At 60.4% G+C, this 13,956-nt stretch carries 15 protein-coding genes, 1 tRNA gene and 1 pseudogene; 9 read left to right on the top strand and 8 right to left on the bottom strand.

Translation table 11 applies throughout. The annotated features are described in order from the left end of the window. The 3 genes and pseudogenes from QD409_RS24865 to QD409_RS24855 all read right to left on the bottom strand — a co-directional run. A pseudogene (locus QD409_RS24865) lies at window positions 1–162 on the bottom strand (IS110 family transposase); the annotation flags it as partial. Window positions 163–349: 187 nt separating this feature from the next. After that, window positions 350–622 (bottom strand): Atu4866 domain-containing protein, encoded by a 273-nt coding sequence (locus QD409_RS24860; RefSeq protein ID WP_092855307.1) that lies wholly within the window; start codon window positions 620–622, stop codon window positions 350–352. A 92-nt stretch (window positions 623–714) separates the two neighbouring features. Next, a complete protein-coding gene (locus tag QD409_RS24855; RefSeq protein ID WP_092855297.1) occupies window positions 715–1,440 on the bottom strand; it encodes an SDR family oxidoreductase in 726 nt (241 codons plus the stop codon). A 120-nt stretch (window positions 1,441–1,560) separates the two neighbouring features. Here QD409_RS24855 and QD409_RS24850 point away from each other — a divergent pair, with 120 nt between their 5' ends. Further along, window positions 1,561–2,451, top strand: coding sequence for a LysR family transcriptional regulator (locus QD409_RS24850; RefSeq protein ID WP_430763955.1), 891 nt, complete (start codon window positions 1,561–1,563; stop codon window positions 2,449–2,451). A 202-nt stretch (window positions 2,452–2,653) separates the two neighbouring features. On the opposite strand, the gene QD409_RS24845 is transcribed toward QD409_RS24850, so the two are convergent. After that, on the bottom strand, window positions 2,654–3,292 hold the full coding sequence (locus tag QD409_RS24845) for a TetR/AcrR family transcriptional regulator (protein ID WP_092855301.1): 639 nt from the start codon (window positions 3,290–3,292) through the stop codon (window positions 2,654–2,656). Between the two features lie 155 nt (window positions 3,293–3,447). Between QD409_RS24845 and QD409_RS24840 the strand changes: the two genes are divergently transcribed. From QD409_RS24840 to QD409_RS24825, 4 genes are all read left to right on the top strand, one after another. Continuing rightward, a complete protein-coding gene (locus QD409_RS24840; RefSeq protein ID WP_430763954.1) occupies window positions 3,448–3,588 on the top strand; it encodes a hypothetical protein in 141 nt (46 codons plus the stop codon). Window positions 3,589–3,595: 7 nt separating this feature from the next. Further along, complete coding sequence (locus tag QD409_RS24835; protein WP_430763953.1) at window positions 3,596–4,792, top strand: TCR/Tet family MFS transporter; 1,197 nt, start codon at window positions 3,596–3,598, stop codon at window positions 4,790–4,792. Window positions 4,793–4,901: 109 nt separating this feature from the next. After that, window positions 4,902–4,991 (top strand) — tRNA-Ser (locus tag QD409_RS24830). Between the two features lie 92 nt (window positions 4,992–5,083). Beyond that, the gene (locus QD409_RS24825; protein WP_430763952.1) at window positions 5,084–5,680 is read left to right on the top strand and encodes a DNA-3-methyladenine glycosylase; all 597 of its coding nucleotides are present in this window, start codon (window positions 5,084–5,086) and stop codon (window positions 5,678–5,680) included. Between the two features lie 76 nt (window positions 5,681–5,756). Here the strand turns inward: QD409_RS24825 and QD409_RS24820 are convergent, their stop codons facing one another. The 4 genes from QD409_RS24820 to QD409_RS24805 form a co-directional block, all read right to left on the bottom strand. Beyond that, window positions 5,757–7,301, bottom strand: coding sequence for a DHA2 family efflux MFS transporter permease subunit (locus QD409_RS24820; protein ID WP_430763951.1), 1,545 nt, complete (start codon window positions 7,299–7,301; stop codon window positions 5,757–5,759). Further along, window positions 7,294–8,520 carry an HlyD family secretion protein gene (locus QD409_RS24815; RefSeq protein WP_092853854.1) on the bottom strand — a complete coding sequence of 409 codons (1,227 nt, stop codon included), beginning with the start codon at window positions 8,518–8,520 and terminating at the stop codon, window positions 7,294–7,296. The genes QD409_RS24820 and QD409_RS24815 overlap by 8 nt, the downstream gene beginning before the upstream one ends. Continuing rightward, window positions 8,513–8,977, bottom strand: a complete 465-nt coding sequence (locus QD409_RS24810) for a MarR family winged helix-turn-helix transcriptional regulator (RefSeq protein WP_092853856.1) — start codon at window positions 8,975–8,977, stop codon at window positions 8,513–8,515. The genes QD409_RS24815 and QD409_RS24810 overlap by 8 nt, the downstream gene beginning before the upstream one ends. 255 nt (window positions 8,978–9,232) lie before the next feature. After that, complete coding sequence (locus QD409_RS24805; protein WP_092853858.1) at window positions 9,233–9,514, bottom strand: hypothetical protein; 282 nt, start codon at window positions 9,512–9,514, stop codon at window positions 9,233–9,235. Window positions 9,515–9,695: 181 nt separating this feature from the next. Between QD409_RS24805 and QD409_RS24800 the strand changes: the two genes are divergently transcribed. Genes QD409_RS24800 through moaC form a run of 4 tightly spaced genes read left to right on the top strand, consistent with a single transcriptional unit; the run spans window position 9,696 to window position 13,954 of the window. Beyond that, window positions 9,696–11,588, top strand: a complete 1,893-nt coding sequence (locus QD409_RS24800; protein WP_430763950.1) for a SurA N-terminal domain-containing protein — start codon at window positions 9,696–9,698, stop codon at window positions 11,586–11,588. 25 nt (window positions 11,589–11,613) lie between these two features. Continuing rightward, a complete protein-coding gene (gene trpD, locus QD409_RS24795; protein ID WP_092853862.1) occupies window positions 11,614–12,630 on the top strand; it encodes an anthranilate phosphoribosyltransferase in 1,017 nt (338 codons plus the stop codon). 12 nt (window positions 12,631–12,642) lie between these two features. Continuing rightward, a complete protein-coding gene (gene trpC, locus QD409_RS24790; protein ID WP_430763949.1) occupies window positions 12,643–13,458 on the top strand; it encodes an indole-3-glycerol phosphate synthase TrpC in 816 nt (271 codons plus the stop codon). Between the two features lies 1 nt (window position 13,459). Beyond that, window positions 13,460–13,954: a cyclic pyranopterin monophosphate synthase MoaC gene (gene moaC / locus QD409_RS24785; RefSeq protein ID WP_430763948.1), complete on the top strand. Its 495-nt coding sequence runs from the start codon at window positions 13,460–13,462 to the stop codon at window positions 13,952–13,954. Window positions 13,955–13,956 lie beyond the last annotated feature (2 nt).

The raw sequence follows: 13,956 nt of genomic DNA, 5'->3' as shown, positions 1-13,956 counted from the left end.
GTCCTGCACCACCAGATGGCTGTAGGATTTGTGGTAGTCGACACCGATATGGTAATCATAAGAGGCAGTCATGCTTCCAACTCCCTTGTTGAGATCTTCAAAACCCCAATAAGGTAAGCCGAAAGGCTGGAGGTGTGACTGTCCCTCGATCATCATCTGCATCTCAGTGATCCGTTCTATCCGTGGAGGCCGCCTCTTTCATGTCACCTCCTTCGAAAATGGCATTGCGAAGGATAAGACAAGGCAGGAAGTCCATCTGTGACATGCCCTGCCCACTTTTCTCTTTTCGACATCGGGGCGGCAGCCGACTTGGTTATGATGCTAGCTTTGCCAGTTGGCTGCCTCGCCGTTATTCTTGCCGATAGAGGATCATGCCGGCGTGATGCAGCACGCCGTCAATGAATGTTCCGTCGGCGGTAAAGCCGGTGTCGTCCCAATAATCGATGTGATCGCCTCGGACTGCGTAACGCCCCTGATATGCGCTCTCTCGCTTTCCGCGCGCCTCGTCGTAGCGACTGTTCGCAAGCAGATTGTGGCGGATCTGGCCATCGGCCGTGACCCACATTCCGACATAGGGATGGTTTTCCGGCGTTTGCGTAACCGAATTTCGTTCGACATTCATCTCCGCGAGACCTTTCTGCGTGGGTAAGATAGCCGCGCCTGCAAGAATCCCGGCAGCGACAAAAAAGCGAAACAAGGTTGGCTGCCGCCACCTCACTGGTTGCGCGTCGGCCGGATAACGATCTCGTTGACGTCGACATCGTCTGGTTGCTCGATCGCGTAGCGTACCGCTCGTCCGATCGCATCCGGCTGCAGAGCCGTGGCGCGATAGGTCTCCATCGCCTCCACGGCTACAGGATCGGTGATCGTGTGGGCAAGCTCGCTTTCCACGACGCCGGGATGAATGCAGGTGACTCGGATCTTTTCATTTTCCTGTCGCAGGCCGTCGGAAATCGCCCGCACCGCATATTTGGTGGCGCAGTAGACGGCGGCCGTGGGCGACACGGACAGCGCGCCTATGGAGGCGATGTTGATGATATGGCCGGAACCACGGGCCGTCATCTCGGGCAATACAGCGGCGATGCCATAGAGCACCCCCTTGATGTTGACATCGACCATCCGATCCCACTCATCGACTTTCAATGAGGCCATCAGCGACAGAGGCATGACGCCGGCATTGTTGACGATCACGTCGATGCGGCCGAAGTTCCGTCGCGCCGTCTCGGCAAAGGCGGCAACATCCGAGCGGTCGGTCACATCAAGACGCAGTGTGGCTGCCTCTCCGCCGTTTTCCCTGATTTCGTTCGCCAGCGCCTCGAGGCGATCTGTGCGCCGCGCGCCGAGCATGAGCTTTGCTCCGGCCATACCGAGTTCTCGGGCAATCCCGGCGCCGATGCCGCTCGAAGCCCCTGTTATGAGGACGACTTTGTTGAGGGACATGTTCATTTCCTTCCTGATTGTTCTTCGAACTGCCCTGTGGCAGTTGCCAGAAAGGTAGATCCGTCTCATTGTTGTGATAAGACGACTATTTCTTGCCACAATGGAAAGTAGAACTAACCAATGGAGCCGGATCTCAATGCGCTCGCCGTCTTTGCTTTGGTCGCCGAAGGAAGAAGTTTTCGCGCGGCTGCAGATCGCATGGGCATTACAAGATCAGCGGTCAGCCAGACGATCAGGCGGTTGGAGGAGACACTCGGCATCGCGCTGGTACTGCGCACGACCCGCAGCGTAAGCCTCACCGAGGCGGGTGAGAGACTTTATGGCCAAGTCACCCCCGCGATTGCCGATATGCGCGCCGCAACAGAAGCCGCCGGAAACTTGCGCGGGCCGCCGCGCGGACAATTGCGGCTAGCCGTCTCATCGATCGCCGAGCGATTTCTGTCCGGGCCTCTCCTGGCAAGCTTCGCTGAGGCCAATCCGGAGGTTCAGATCGATATCACAGTGACGGACGAAGAATTCGATATCGTTGCCGAGGGATATGATGCGGGCGTCCGGCTTGGCGAGGTGATCGAACAGGACATGATTGCGGTGCCTGTGGCTGGCGATGAAAGGCAGCTCGCTGTCTGTTCGCCGCGATATCTGCAACGCTTCGGCGCGCCGTCCCATCCGAGCGAACTCGCCACCCACCGCTGCATCGGCTGGCGCCCGGCGCCCAAGGTTGCACCCTATCGCTGGGAATTCGCTGAAGATGGCAAGGAGTTCAGCGTCGCCGTCGCGCCGGAGATCACCACGAACGACATGGCCTTGATGACCAAGCTTGCCGTAGCCGGCGCCGGAATCACCTTCGGCATGGAGGAGAGTTTTCGCCCTTACATCGAGCGGGGCGAGCTTGTCGCCATTCTTGAAAGGTTCTGCCCGCGTTTTGCTGGCTTCTACCTCTACTACCCGAGCCGTCGCCACATGGCTCCCAAGCTGCGAGCCCTGATCGGTCATCTGCAACGTCGGGACTAGCGTTTGGTCGCCCCGATGATTCGCCTGTGACGGCTGATGCGGGTTCGAGGCCTAAAAATGGAGTGGCCCAACCGCTGGAGACGGCCAGGCCACATTTGCCAGGTCAGGGGTCAAAGCTGACTGAAGCACGCTAACAATAAGTCGAGCTTATTTTTTGTCAATAATGCTTCATGCGGGCACGCATTGCGCGTGCGTTGCCTGATCAGGCGTAAGGCGTGCCGCTCAGTGCGGCTTTCTGGCCGATAGCCCCTTTGTCGATGATCGCGAGAAACGCGTCTCTCGCTTGCTTCGTGTCCCGCTCTTGCCGAAAGGTTTGATGTGCCTGGATGAAGGCGATTGTCCATGTTGCCAGAAGGAGACCCGCCGCCAGTCTGGCATCGGGATCGGTAGGCTCCCGCTCTACGCATTCGGATAGCGCCACCGCGACGAGTTGCGCGATCTCGTCGCGTATCGCCCTCACCCTCGCCTTCAACGTTTCGCTGCCCTCGATCGTCTCTATGAAGCCTTCGCTGCGAGCTGAAAAATCGACGGCGGGGTGCTGTTCCGCAACGAGCCGATGCGCGAGCAGACGATATGCCTCGATCGGAGCGATGCCGGCGCCGCGTTGCCGCAAAGCGTCGCGCAGCATCTCCCTAGCCTCCTCGTCACGGTCGAAAAACATGTCCTCCTTGCGCGGGAAGTGGTTGAAAACCGTCATTCGCCCAACGTCGGCGGCGGCCGCGATCTCGTCCACGGTCACATGGTCGAAACCGCGTTCGAAGAAGAGCTGCGTGGCGATGTTGGAAATGTTTTGCCGCGTGGCGAGGCGTTTGCGGGTTCGGCGGTCGGGTGGCGTTGTCATGACGCCATCGATAGCAGGAATTTTATACTGAGTACATATTTGTCGTTGACGCATGCCTTCTCGGTCCGTAATTAAAATATGTACTTAATACACTTTTGTACTTGATACGAATAAACGAGTGTTTTCGCACCGGTGGCGAACCGAAGGAGAAAATCGTGAAAGCAGCTCGGTTCAGCGAATATCGAGGCCCTGACACTAACGAAATGCAGACCTTTTCACTCGAACAAACAGCGAAGGCGCAGGAAGTCACCGCCCAGTGCCGCGTCATGGGCAAGCCCGCAATTTCCATGGATTGAAGCCATTATGAACAAGCCACTTGTCGTTATCTTCGCCGCGATCTGCCTCGACGCGGTCGGAATAAGCCTCATCTTCCCCATTCTCCCGCGGCTTCTCGAGGACGTGACCCACTCCCAGGACATCGCGTCCTACATCGGGATCATGACTGCGCTTTACGCCGCCATGCAGTTCGTCTTTGCGCCGGTGCTCGGCGCGCTGAGCGACAGTCTCGGCAGGCGCCCTGTGTTGCTGATCTCGCTCGCGGGGGCAGCGGTCAATTACCTCATCATGGCCTTCGCACCGCAGCTTTGGATGCTGCTGCTCGGCCGCGCCATTGCCGGCCTGACCAGCGCCAACGCATCCGTGGCAACCGCCTACATCACCGACATTTCGTCCGAGAACGAGCGCGCCCGCCGCTTCGGTCTGCTTAGCGCCATGTTCGGCATGGGGTTCATCGTCGGGCCGGTTCTCGGCGGGTTGCTCGGCGATTACTGGCTAAGGCTCCCCTTCATCGCCGCCGCTATTCTGAACGGCTGCAATCTGTTGCTGGCTTTGTTCGTCCTGCCCGAATCGCGCACTCCGTCGCGCCAGAAGATCGATCTGGCGGTCCTCAACCCACTGCGACCCCTTCGCTGGGTCTTCTCGATGAAGCGGCTTCTGCCCATCGTCCTCGTCTATTTCATCCTGAGCGCCACCGGCGAGGCCTATGGCACCTGCTGGGCGCTGTGGGGCTTCGATACGTTCCGGTGGAACGGCCTCTGGATCGGCCTTTCGCTGGGCGCCTTCGGTATCTGCCAAACGCTGGTTCAGGCACTCCTGCCCGGCCCCGCGACCAGGGTGCTCGGCGAACGATGGGCCGTTGTCGTCGGGATCGCCTGCGCCTGTGCCGCCCTCGTCGCCATGGCTTTTGCCAGCCAAGGTTGGATCGCGTTCGCCATCATGCCGATCTTTGCCCTTGCGGGCATCGGCACGCCGGCATTTCAAGCCCTCGCTACCCGCCAGGTCGATCCGTCCCGCCAAGGCGAACTCCAGGGTGTGCTGACCTCAGCCATCAGCCTGGCCTCCATCATCAGTCCGCTCGCATTCTCGACATTCTACTTTGTCGTCCAGAAGGATTGGCCCGGCGCCATCTGGCTCTCGGTGGTCGCCATTTATGTGGCAGCCGTCCCGTTAGTCTTGCTCGGCACCCGGACCGCACGCGCGGCGCGGCTTGCGAGTGCCTGACCCTTTGCAATAGATCTCAGCATATGCGCGGCAGCCCGGTTGACGCTTCGCCCCGAATAGCGGTAAAGCGAGCCAACCACTTCTCATAAGGCCCCGTGCCGTTGTGACAGGAAGAGTGTCCGAGTGGTTTAAGGAACCGGTCTTGAAAACCGGCGTGCGGGAAACCGTACCGTGGGTTCGAATCCCACCTCTTCCGCCATCAGCCGAAAAGTTGCACGAAATGTATTCCATGGTGCTTTCGCTTGGCCGTGGATTTGGCATCGATTGCCTGGAAGGACATCGCTCTCGCCTATGACATTTGACGATCAATCTTTGCCGCTTGGTCCTGCTCCTCTGGCCGGCCCCTTCCTCTCAGCCTTCTTCAACCGTGATGCCGTCGCCGTCGCATCCGATCTCATCGGCGCGCGTTTTTCGGTCGCCGGCATTGGTGGGTGCATCGTTGAGACGGAGGCCTATCGGCCTGATGACGAAGCTTCCCATGCCTATCGTGGTCCGACGCCGCGCAATGCTGCCATGTTCGGGCCGCCGGGCCACGTCTATATCTATCGTTCCTACGGCATTCACTGGTGCCTGAATTTCGTCTGCCTGACCGGCAGTGCCGTGCTGATCCGGGCGCTCGAGCCTGAGAGCGGTATCGATGAGATGATAAGCCGGCGCGGCGTGGCCGATATCGTCTCGCTGTGCAACGGGCCGGGAAAGCTCTCGCAGGCGCTGGGCATCGATATCGATCTGAATGGCATATCCCTGGATGAGCCGCCATTCTCATTCTTGCTTGCTGAGCCGGTGGCGATCGTTTCCGGCAAACGCATCGGGATCACCAAGAATATCGATCCGCTCTGGCGGTTCGGCGCCTCCGGTTCGCGCTTCGTCAGCCGCCGCTTTCCATGATCGGTGAATGAAATGACCGCCGGGGTGGTGCCCGGCGGCCTTGCTGCCACGCAGTGAAACTGGAAAGACTGCGCGGCTATTCCATGGCGACGCTGTGATCGACTGCCGGTGGCGCCTTTGGTTTGCGCAGAAGCACCAGCAGCGGTATGGCGCAGATCGACATCAGCATCAGCAGTTTGAAATCATCGATGTAGGCGATGATCGTGGCTTGCGTCGTGATCATGCCGTCAAGCGTGGCGCGGCCGACCGCCGTGAGCGGGCTGATGCCGTGGGCCGCCGCTGCTTCGAAATGGCGGTTGAAGGGCGTCACGTAGGCGGCGATATTCGCGTGGTTGACCTGCGTATTCTCCGTGATCAGCATCGAGACGACCGAAATGCCGACGCTCGAGCCGATATTGCGCGAGAGATTGTAGAGGCCGGTACCCTCGCCGCGCATCTGTGCCGGCAGCGTCGCAAAGGCGATCGTTGTCAGCGGCACGAACAGGAAGCCGAGGCCGGCGCCTTGCACGAAGCCGACCGAGACCAGCGTCCATTGCGAGACATCGGGCGTCCAGCCGGTCATGTCGTACATGGCCCACGCGGTCAAAGCGAGGCCGAGGAACAGCAGGAGGCGCGTATCCACCTTGCCGATCAGCCGTCCCACAAGGAACATGCAAAACATCGTGCCGAGACCGCGCGGCCCCATGACGATGCCGGCTGTGACGACGGGATAGCCCATCAGCGTCTGCAGATAGGGTGTCATCAGGGCGAGCGAGGCCAGATAGGTCACGCCGACGATGAAGATGAACAGCATGCTGACGGCAAAGTTCTGGTCCAGGAAAAGCCGCGGATTGACGAAACTTCGCTCGGCCGTGAACGTATGCACGATGAACAGATAGAAGGCGCAGGCGCAGACGAGCGCCTCGATGATGATCTCGCTCGAATAGAACCAGTCGAGCTGCTCGCCGCGATCGAGGAAAAGTTGAAGCGCCGCAATGGCGATCGAAAGCATGCCGAAGCCGAACCAGTCGAGCTTGGCAAGCGCGTCCAGCTTGGTCTCCGTCACATAGACGACGATGCCGAAGAAGGCGAGCGCCCCGATCGGGACGTTGATGTAGAACACCCAACGCCAGCTGATATTGTCGGTCAGCCAGCCGCCGATGACTGGCCCCAGAACGGGGCCGACCATGACGGACACGCCGAACAGCGCCATGGCGCGGCCGCGCTCCTCGACATCGTAGATGTCGAGCAGGATACCTTGCGACAGCGGCACGAGCGAAGCGCCGAAAAGGCCTTGCAGCAGGCGGAAGCCGACGATCTGCGGCAGCGACTGCGAGAGGCCGCATAGAACGGAAGCGGCGACGAAGCCAGCAATTGCCGTCAGCAGCACGCGCTTGCGGCCGAACTTGGCCGAAAGGAAACCGGACGGCGGCGTCATGATGGCTGCAGCCACGATGTAGGACGTCAAAACCCAGTTGATCTGGTCAGCACTGGCGGAGACGTCACCCTGAATATGCGGCAGGGCGACATTGGCGATGGTGGTGTCCAGCGCCTGCATGATGACCGACAGGATGACGCAGGCGGTGATCGCACCGCGATGGGCGATGGGTGCCGATGGCGAAGCGGTGGTGGCGTTACTCATGGTCCTGACCGCGGGAGTGGCCCAGCAGGCTGGCAATGAAGTCAGGCAGGCCACGGGCATGGCCGGTGTCGACATCGGCAACGACGCTCATTCCGACGCGCAGCGGCGGCTTGCCCTGCGTATCGTCGATGCTGATGATCATCGGTATGCGCTGCACGACCTTGACCCAGTTGCCGGTGGTATTCTGGGCGGGCAGCAGCGAGAAGCTTGAGCCGGATGCCGGTGCGATGCTGGCCACCGTTCCCTTCCAGGTGACACCCGGATAGGCGTCGACCGAGATCGTCACCATCTGGCCTGTCCGCACATAGGTCAGCTCGGTTTCCTTTGGGCTGGCGCTGATCCACATATGCGTGGTGGAAACCAGCGAGAAGCCCTGCTGCGCAGCCGTCAGATAGGCGCCGACCTGCAGCGAGGGAACATTGGCGGTGACGCCGTCGAAGGGCGCGCGCACGACCGTATCGTCAAGCTCGCGCTGCGCATTGTCGACGGCAGCCTTGGCCTGCAGGTAGAGCGGGTTCTGCTCGACCGCAAGGTTGGCGGAGTTCTCTCCCCCCAATTGCGCAAGCGTCGTCGCCGCCTGGGCCTGCGCGACGGAGACCTTCTGTTGCGCAGCCTCAAGATTGTGCTTGGCCTGATCGAAGGCGGCCCTGGAGGCGACCGAGCTGTTGATCAGGTTCTGCTGACGCTCGAATTCGGTCTGATAGTAAGGAAGGTCGGCCTGCGCCTGGGCGATCTCGGCCAGGGATTGCTTGTAGCTCGCCTGCAGGTTCAGGATCTGGTTTCTCGCATTGCCGAGCTGCGCCTGTGCCCCTTCCAACGCGATCCGGAAGGAATCGGGCTTCAGGCGGAAAAGCACCTGCCCTTTCTTCACCACTTCGTTTTCATGGACATCGACCGAAATCACGGTGCCGGAAACATCGGTGGAGACGCCGACCATGTCGGCCTGGATATAGGCATTGTCGGTGGACATGATCTGTCCGCCGGTGACGTAGTAGTAACCGCCGACGGCAAGCGCGACGGGAAGCAGAGCAAAGAGGATCGGCCGCGTCAGTTTACGGCGTCTACGCGGCGTTTCGGGTGGCGAGACCGAAGTGGCGACAGCTGTTGCCGCAGCCTGCGGCGTTGGATTGGAGGACGGTGCCTCGGCCACGGGAGCCGGATTGTGTTCTGAAGAATTTGCGTTTGCGGGAACGCGCAGGGAGGAAGATGCATCAGCCATGTTGTATCTCTTTATCGACTGCCTTCGAACGGCAGGCGTTAAGCAGGTTCGATTTCATAAGGGTAAGCAATTCGTAGAGGCGGTCGCGATCCTCCGGGGAAACGCCATCGAGCGCCTCCTTCCGGGTCTGGTCGCCTATGTCGCGCATGGCATCGATCAGCGGTCGGGCTTCCTCGCGCATATAAAGCAGCCAGCTGCGGCGATCGCTCGGATGCTGCCGGCGTTCCACGAGGCCACGCTCGCTCAGCTTGTCGAGAATGCGAACAAGCGTGATCGGTTCGATCTCCAGCATTTCGGCCAGTCCGGCCTGATGGATGCCTTCATTGTTGGCGAGATAGGCGAGCGTTTGCCACTGCGAACGCGTCAGCCCCAAATCCTTCGCGCGCTGCTCGAACCGCTTGCGAAGAAGGCGGGCAACGTCATGGAGAACAAAGCCGAGGGTGGGTGTCGAATTCATTTGTGAGAAGCCTGCTATTGATAAGCACCCTTATAATTGTTCCTACGTATAGTAAGCATCCACTCGATACAAGAGGTTGGCGATCAACAAATAACGATGGTCGAAGATGTCGCAGAAGGTGTCGCAAAGGTCGGCTCGCCGGGAGGAGCATCCATCCCGGCCGCTCACAACTGAAAACCCGCGCAATTGAAAAGGCGCGGACGATTGATTCGTCCGCGCCTTTTCGTCCATTTCGTTGAGGGTTCCGCCTGAAAGCTAACGTCGACTCAGCAGACCGATCAGGTAGCCAATGCCGGCTGCGGCGGCGACCATGAAAAGCGGCTCCTCGCGAACTCTTTCGCGCAGCCGCTCCGTGATCTCCTCGGCTTCCTCTGCGACGACGGACTTTGCTCCCTGCCCCACGGCTGCCATGCTCTGCGACAGCTTTGCCAGATCTTCGCGCAACGCGGCGACCTGAGCGGCGAGATCCTCCATTGCCGTCTCTGTCTGCGCTCGCGCCGAAGAGGACTGAGCGGAAGCTGATTTCGTCTCGGCCATCGTATGCTCCTTGTGTCTTGTCGCTCAATAAAACGTCATTGCACGTCAAAGGTTCCGGCACTTTTGCGCCTCGTCCGGTGATTTCCCCTCTGGCTCTTCAATTCCGGTTCGGATTGTTCTAAGGAACTCCGATTGTTTCGCCTGCGGGTGAAGACTTGATGATGACGAGGTTTGCTTTCCTATGTTCGACGTGCTGAGAAAAATCGCCCAGACCTGGGTTGCCAAGGGCTTGTTGCTTCTTCTTGCGGCAGCTTTCGGCATATGGGGCGTCGAGCGTTCACTCATCAGCGGCGGTAACAGCAATACCGTGGTGACGGTCGGCGATCAGCATATCGATACCAATGAGTTCCGCCTCGCCTATCGGCGCCAGATTCAGGCGATCAGCCAGCAATTGCGCATGCAGATCACGCCGGACCAGGCGCGCGCCTTCGGTATCGGTCAGCAGACCGTCGCCCAGCTCGTTGCCGGCGCTTCGCTCGATCAGTTGGCCGCCGACATGAACCTGGGTCTTTCCCAGGATCGCCTGGCCAAGCTCATCGGCGACGATCCGGCTTTCAAGGCGGCGAATGGCGCCTTCGATCGTCAGAAATTCGAGATGCTGCTCCGTAACAGCAGCATCACCCCGGACGACTACATCAAGGAACGCAGCAAGGTCGCGATCCGTAGCCAGATCGTCGAAGCGGTGTCGAACGGCTTTATCGCACCGAAGGTTCTGGTCGATGCGGTCAAGCAGTATCACGACGAGAGCCGCAGCGTCGATTACCTGCTGCTCACCAATGCCAACATCGATCCGGTCAAGGCGCCGGCCGAAGACGTGCTATCGAAGTGGTTTGATGGCGTGAAGTCCAAGTATCGCGCTCCGGAGTACAGGAAGTTCGCCTATGTGAAGCTACAGGCCGAGGATCTTGCCGATCCGGCGAGCGTTTCGGACGACGAGCTGCGCGCCCAATACGACAAGCGCAAGGACAGCTTCAAGACACCGGCAACGCGGACGATCGAACAGTTGACCTTCGCCAACAAGGATCTTGCCAATGCGGCCGCTGACGCGCTGAAGACGGGGACGACCTTCGACCAGCTCGTTACCGATCAGGGCAAGAAGCCTTCCGACGTGCTGCTCGGCACCTTCACCAAGGATCAAGTCCCGGACAAGACGATTGCCGAAGCAGCCTTCACCGTCGCCAAGGATGGCGGCACGACGCCTGTCGTCGACGGCTCGTTCGGCCCGGTCATTCTGCGCGTTACGAACGTGAAGAATGAGACGGCGAAGAACTTTGACGACGTCAAGGAAGATATCCGCAAGCAGATCGCTCTCGCTAACGCCGCCAACGAAATCACCAGCGTTCACGACAAGTTCGAGGATCTGCGCGGCTCCGGCGTCTCGCTGCAGGAAGCAGCGAACCAGCTCAAGCTGAAGCTGGTCACGGTTGACTCGATCGATGCAACCGGCCTCGATCAGAACGGCAACGACGTCAAGGATCTGCCGGTTCGCCAGCAACTGCTTCCGGAGGTCTTCAAGGCCGAACAGGGCGGCAACCCGGCGCCGCTGACGGTCGGCAATGATGGTTATGTCTGGTACGATATACTGGGCGTGACGCCCAATCACGATCGCACGCTCGCCGACGTCCGTGAAAAAGCGGTTGTCGACTGGACCGCTGCGCAGCAGAAGATCGCGCTTGCCGCCAAGGCAGCAGAGTTGAAGCAGGAGGCGCAGAAGGGCAAGTCGCTTGCCGATATCGCCACCCCGCTCGGCATCGCCGTCGAAAACAAGGCCAACATCGTGCGCTCGACGGACGACCCGGTTCTCGGCCGCGGCGGCATAGCCGCTGCCTTCTCCGGCCCTGTCGACGCTGCCGCGAGTGCCGTCGGTGCGGATGACACGACGCAGATCCTGCTCAAGGTCACCGGCGTCAACGACAATCCGACCACGGATGCCTTGAGCAACGACGATCAGCAGGTGGCCCAGATCGCCAATGCTGCTGGCGACGACATCCTCGACCAGATGGTCGGCCAGCTGCAATCCAAATACACCGTCACGGTCAACCAGAGCCTCGCCGAACAGGCGATGTCTCGTTAGGCCCGGTCGGGAGGATGGATAGTCAATGAGCGAATTGAAACCTTTCCTCGCCAAGGTCGCCAATCGCGAGGTGCTGACGCGGGATGAATCCCGGCAGGCATTCGAGATCCTGATGTCCGGCGAAGCGACACCGTCGCAGATCGGCGCCTTCCTGATGGCGCTGCGCGTGCGCGGCGAAACGGTTGACGAGATTGTTGGTGCCGTCTCAACAATGCGCGCCAAGATGCTGCCGGTGGAAGCACCGGCGGATGCGATCGACATCGTCGGCACGGGCGGCGATGGCGTCGGCACCTATAACATCTCGACGTTGGCGGCGTTCATCGTTGCCGGCGCCGGCGTGCCGGTCGCCAAGCACGGCAACCGTGCCCAGAGCTCCAAGGCGGGTACTGCCGACACGCAGTCCGTTTTGGGCATCAAGCTCGATATCGGACCAGAAGTGATTTCCCGCTGCATCCGTGAGGCCGGCATCGGCTTCATGTTCGCGCAGCTGCACCATTCGTCGATGCGCCATGTCGGCCCGTCGCGGGTGGAACTTGGGACGCGTACGATCTTCAATCTGCTGGGACCCTTGTCGAACCCTGCCGGTGTCCGCCGTCAGCTGCTCGGCGTGTTCGCGCCGCAATGGGTCGTTCCGCTCGCCGAAGTACTTAGGGACCTGAATGCCGAAAGCGTCTGGGTTGTGCACGGCAACGGCCTTGACGAGATCACCACGACCGGCACGACCTCCGTTGCCGCGCTGGAGAACGGCAAGATCCGCACCTTTGAGCTGACGCCATCAGATTTCGGCCTGCCTCATGCGGATCTCACCGACCTCAAGGGCGGCGACGGCGTTGCCAATGCGGCAGCGCTTCGCGACGTGCTGAGCGGCGCGAAAAACGCCTATCGCGACATTGCCCTTGCCAATGCCGCCGCATCGCTTGTCATTGCCGGAAAGGCGGAAACGCTTCATGATGGCATGAAGCTCGCGACCCAGTCGCTCGACAGCGGCGCGACGGCCGTCGCATTGGAAAAGCTGGTCGCCGTCTCCAACGACGAAGAATAGGTTCAAGACGTCATGACCGATATCCTTCGGAAGATCGAAGCTTACAAGCGCGAGGAAATTGTCGCGGCCAAGGCCAAGGTTTCGCTCGCCGATCTCAAGGCTATGCAGACGGATCAATCTGCGCCGCGTGGCTTTCACAAGGCGCTTCTAGCCAAGCAGAGTGCGGGCGTTTTCGGTCTGATTGCCGAAATCAAGAAGGCAAGCCCGTCAAAGGGGCTTATTCGCCCCGATTTCGACCCGCCTGCCCTCGCCAAGGCTTATGAGGCCGGCGGTGCGGCCTGCCTTTCGGTGCTGACGGATACGCCGAGCTTCCAGGGTGCTCCCGAATTCCTGACGGCTGCCCGCGCAGCCTGCTCCTTGCCCGCGCTGCGCAAGGATTTCATGTTCGACACCTATCAGGTGCAGGAAGCCCGCGCCTGGGGTGCCGACTGCATCCTGCTGATCATGGCCTCTCTGTCCGATGACGATGCGCAACGTCTGCAGGACGAAGCCTTCGGCCTCGGCATGGACGTGTTGGTCGAGGTTCACGATGCGGAAGAGATGGAACGGGCATTAAAACTGTCCTCCCCGCTGATCGGCATCAACAACCGCAATCTCCGCACCTTCGAAGTCAGCCTCACGGTCAGCGAGACCTTGTCTCCCATGGTGCCGAAGGGGCGTCTGCTGGTCGGCGAGAGCGGCGTCTTCACTCATGAGGATTGCAAGCGTCTGGAGGCTGCCGGCATCACCACCTTCCTGGTGGGCGAAAGCCTGATGCGCAAGGATGACGTGACGGCGGCGACGCGACTGTTGCTGAACGGCGAAGCCGGCATTCTGGCGGCCGAGTAACATGACCACGACGAAGGCCGGTCTCACGCATATCGACGCTTCGGGCGAGGCGCGTATGGTCGATGTCGGCGACAAGGCCGAGACGGCGCGCAGCGCGACGGCCACGGGCTACGTTAAGATGAAGCCGGAGACATTGGCGCTGATCCGTGAAGGCAATGCCAAGAAGGGCGATGTCATCGGCACGGCGCGGCTCGCCGGCATCATGGCGGCGAAGCAGACGAGCAATCTCATTCCGCTATGCCATCCGCTGATGCTAACCAAGGTTGCCGTCGATATCGAAGAGGATGCCGCCCTCCCTGGCCTGCGTGTCACCGCAACGGCAAAGCTGACCGGCCGCACCGGTGTCGAGATGGAGGCGCTGACGGCAGTTTCCGTTGCATGCCTGACGATCTACGACATGGCCAAGGCTGCCGATCGGGGTATGGAGATCGGCGGCATCACTCTATTGGAGAAATCCGGCGGCAAATCGGGAGATTTCCGCCATCCGGGGGCCTGATC

This window comes from Rhizobium sp. BR 315, from assembly GCF_050577975.1.
Taxonomy (GTDB): domain Bacteria; phylum Pseudomonadota; class Alphaproteobacteria; order Rhizobiales; family Rhizobiaceae; genus Rhizobium; species Rhizobium miluonense.
The sequence above is the reverse complement of the archived record's forward strand: the minus strand, read 5'-3'. Positions and strand labels throughout refer to the sequence as shown.

Coding starts and splice junctions, on each gene's coding strand:
- QD409_RS24860 (WP_092855307.1), bottom strand. CDS start 622: ATGAATGTCGAACGAAATTCGGTTACGCAAACGCCGGAAAACCATCCC.
- QD409_RS24855 (WP_092855297.1), bottom strand. CDS start 1,440: ATGTCCCTCAACAAAGTCGTCCTCATAACAGGGGCTTCGAGCGGCATC.
- QD409_RS24850 (WP_430763955.1), top strand. CDS start 1,561: ATGGAGCCGGATCTCAATGCGCTCGCCGTCTTTGCTTTGGTCGCCGAA.
- QD409_RS24845 (WP_092855301.1), bottom strand. CDS start 3,292: ATGACAACGCCACCCGACCGCCGAACCCGCAAACGCCTCGCCACGCGG.
- QD409_RS24835 (WP_430763953.1), top strand. CDS start 3,596: ATGAACAAGCCACTTGTCGTTATCTTCGCCGCGATCTGCCTCGACGCG.
- QD409_RS24825 (WP_430763952.1), top strand. CDS start 5,084: ATGACATTTGACGATCAATCTTTGCCGCTTGGTCCTGCTCCTCTGGCC.
- QD409_RS24820 (WP_430763951.1), bottom strand. CDS start 7,301: ATGAGTAACGCCACCACCGCTTCGCCATCGGCACCCATCGCCCATCGC.
- QD409_RS24815 (WP_092853854.1), bottom strand. CDS start 8,520: ATGGCTGATGCATCTTCCTCCCTGCGCGTTCCCGCAAACGCAAATTCT.
- QD409_RS24810 (WP_092853856.1), bottom strand. CDS start 8,977: ATGAATTCGACACCCACCCTCGGCTTTGTTCTCCATGACGTTGCCCGC.
- QD409_RS24805 (WP_092853858.1), bottom strand. CDS start 9,514: ATGGCCGAGACGAAATCAGCTTCCGCTCAGTCCTCTTCGGCGCGAGCG.
- QD409_RS24800 (WP_430763950.1), top strand. CDS start 9,696: ATGTTCGACGTGCTGAGAAAAATCGCCCAGACCTGGGTTGCCAAGGGC.
- trpD (WP_092853862.1), top strand. CDS start 11,614: ATGAGCGAATTGAAACCTTTCCTCGCCAAGGTCGCCAATCGCGAGGTG.
- trpC (WP_430763949.1), top strand. CDS start 12,643: ATGACCGATATCCTTCGGAAGATCGAAGCTTACAAGCGCGAGGAAATT.
- moaC (WP_430763948.1), top strand. CDS start 13,460: ATGACCACGACGAAGGCCGGTCTCACGCATATCGACGCTTCGGGCGAG.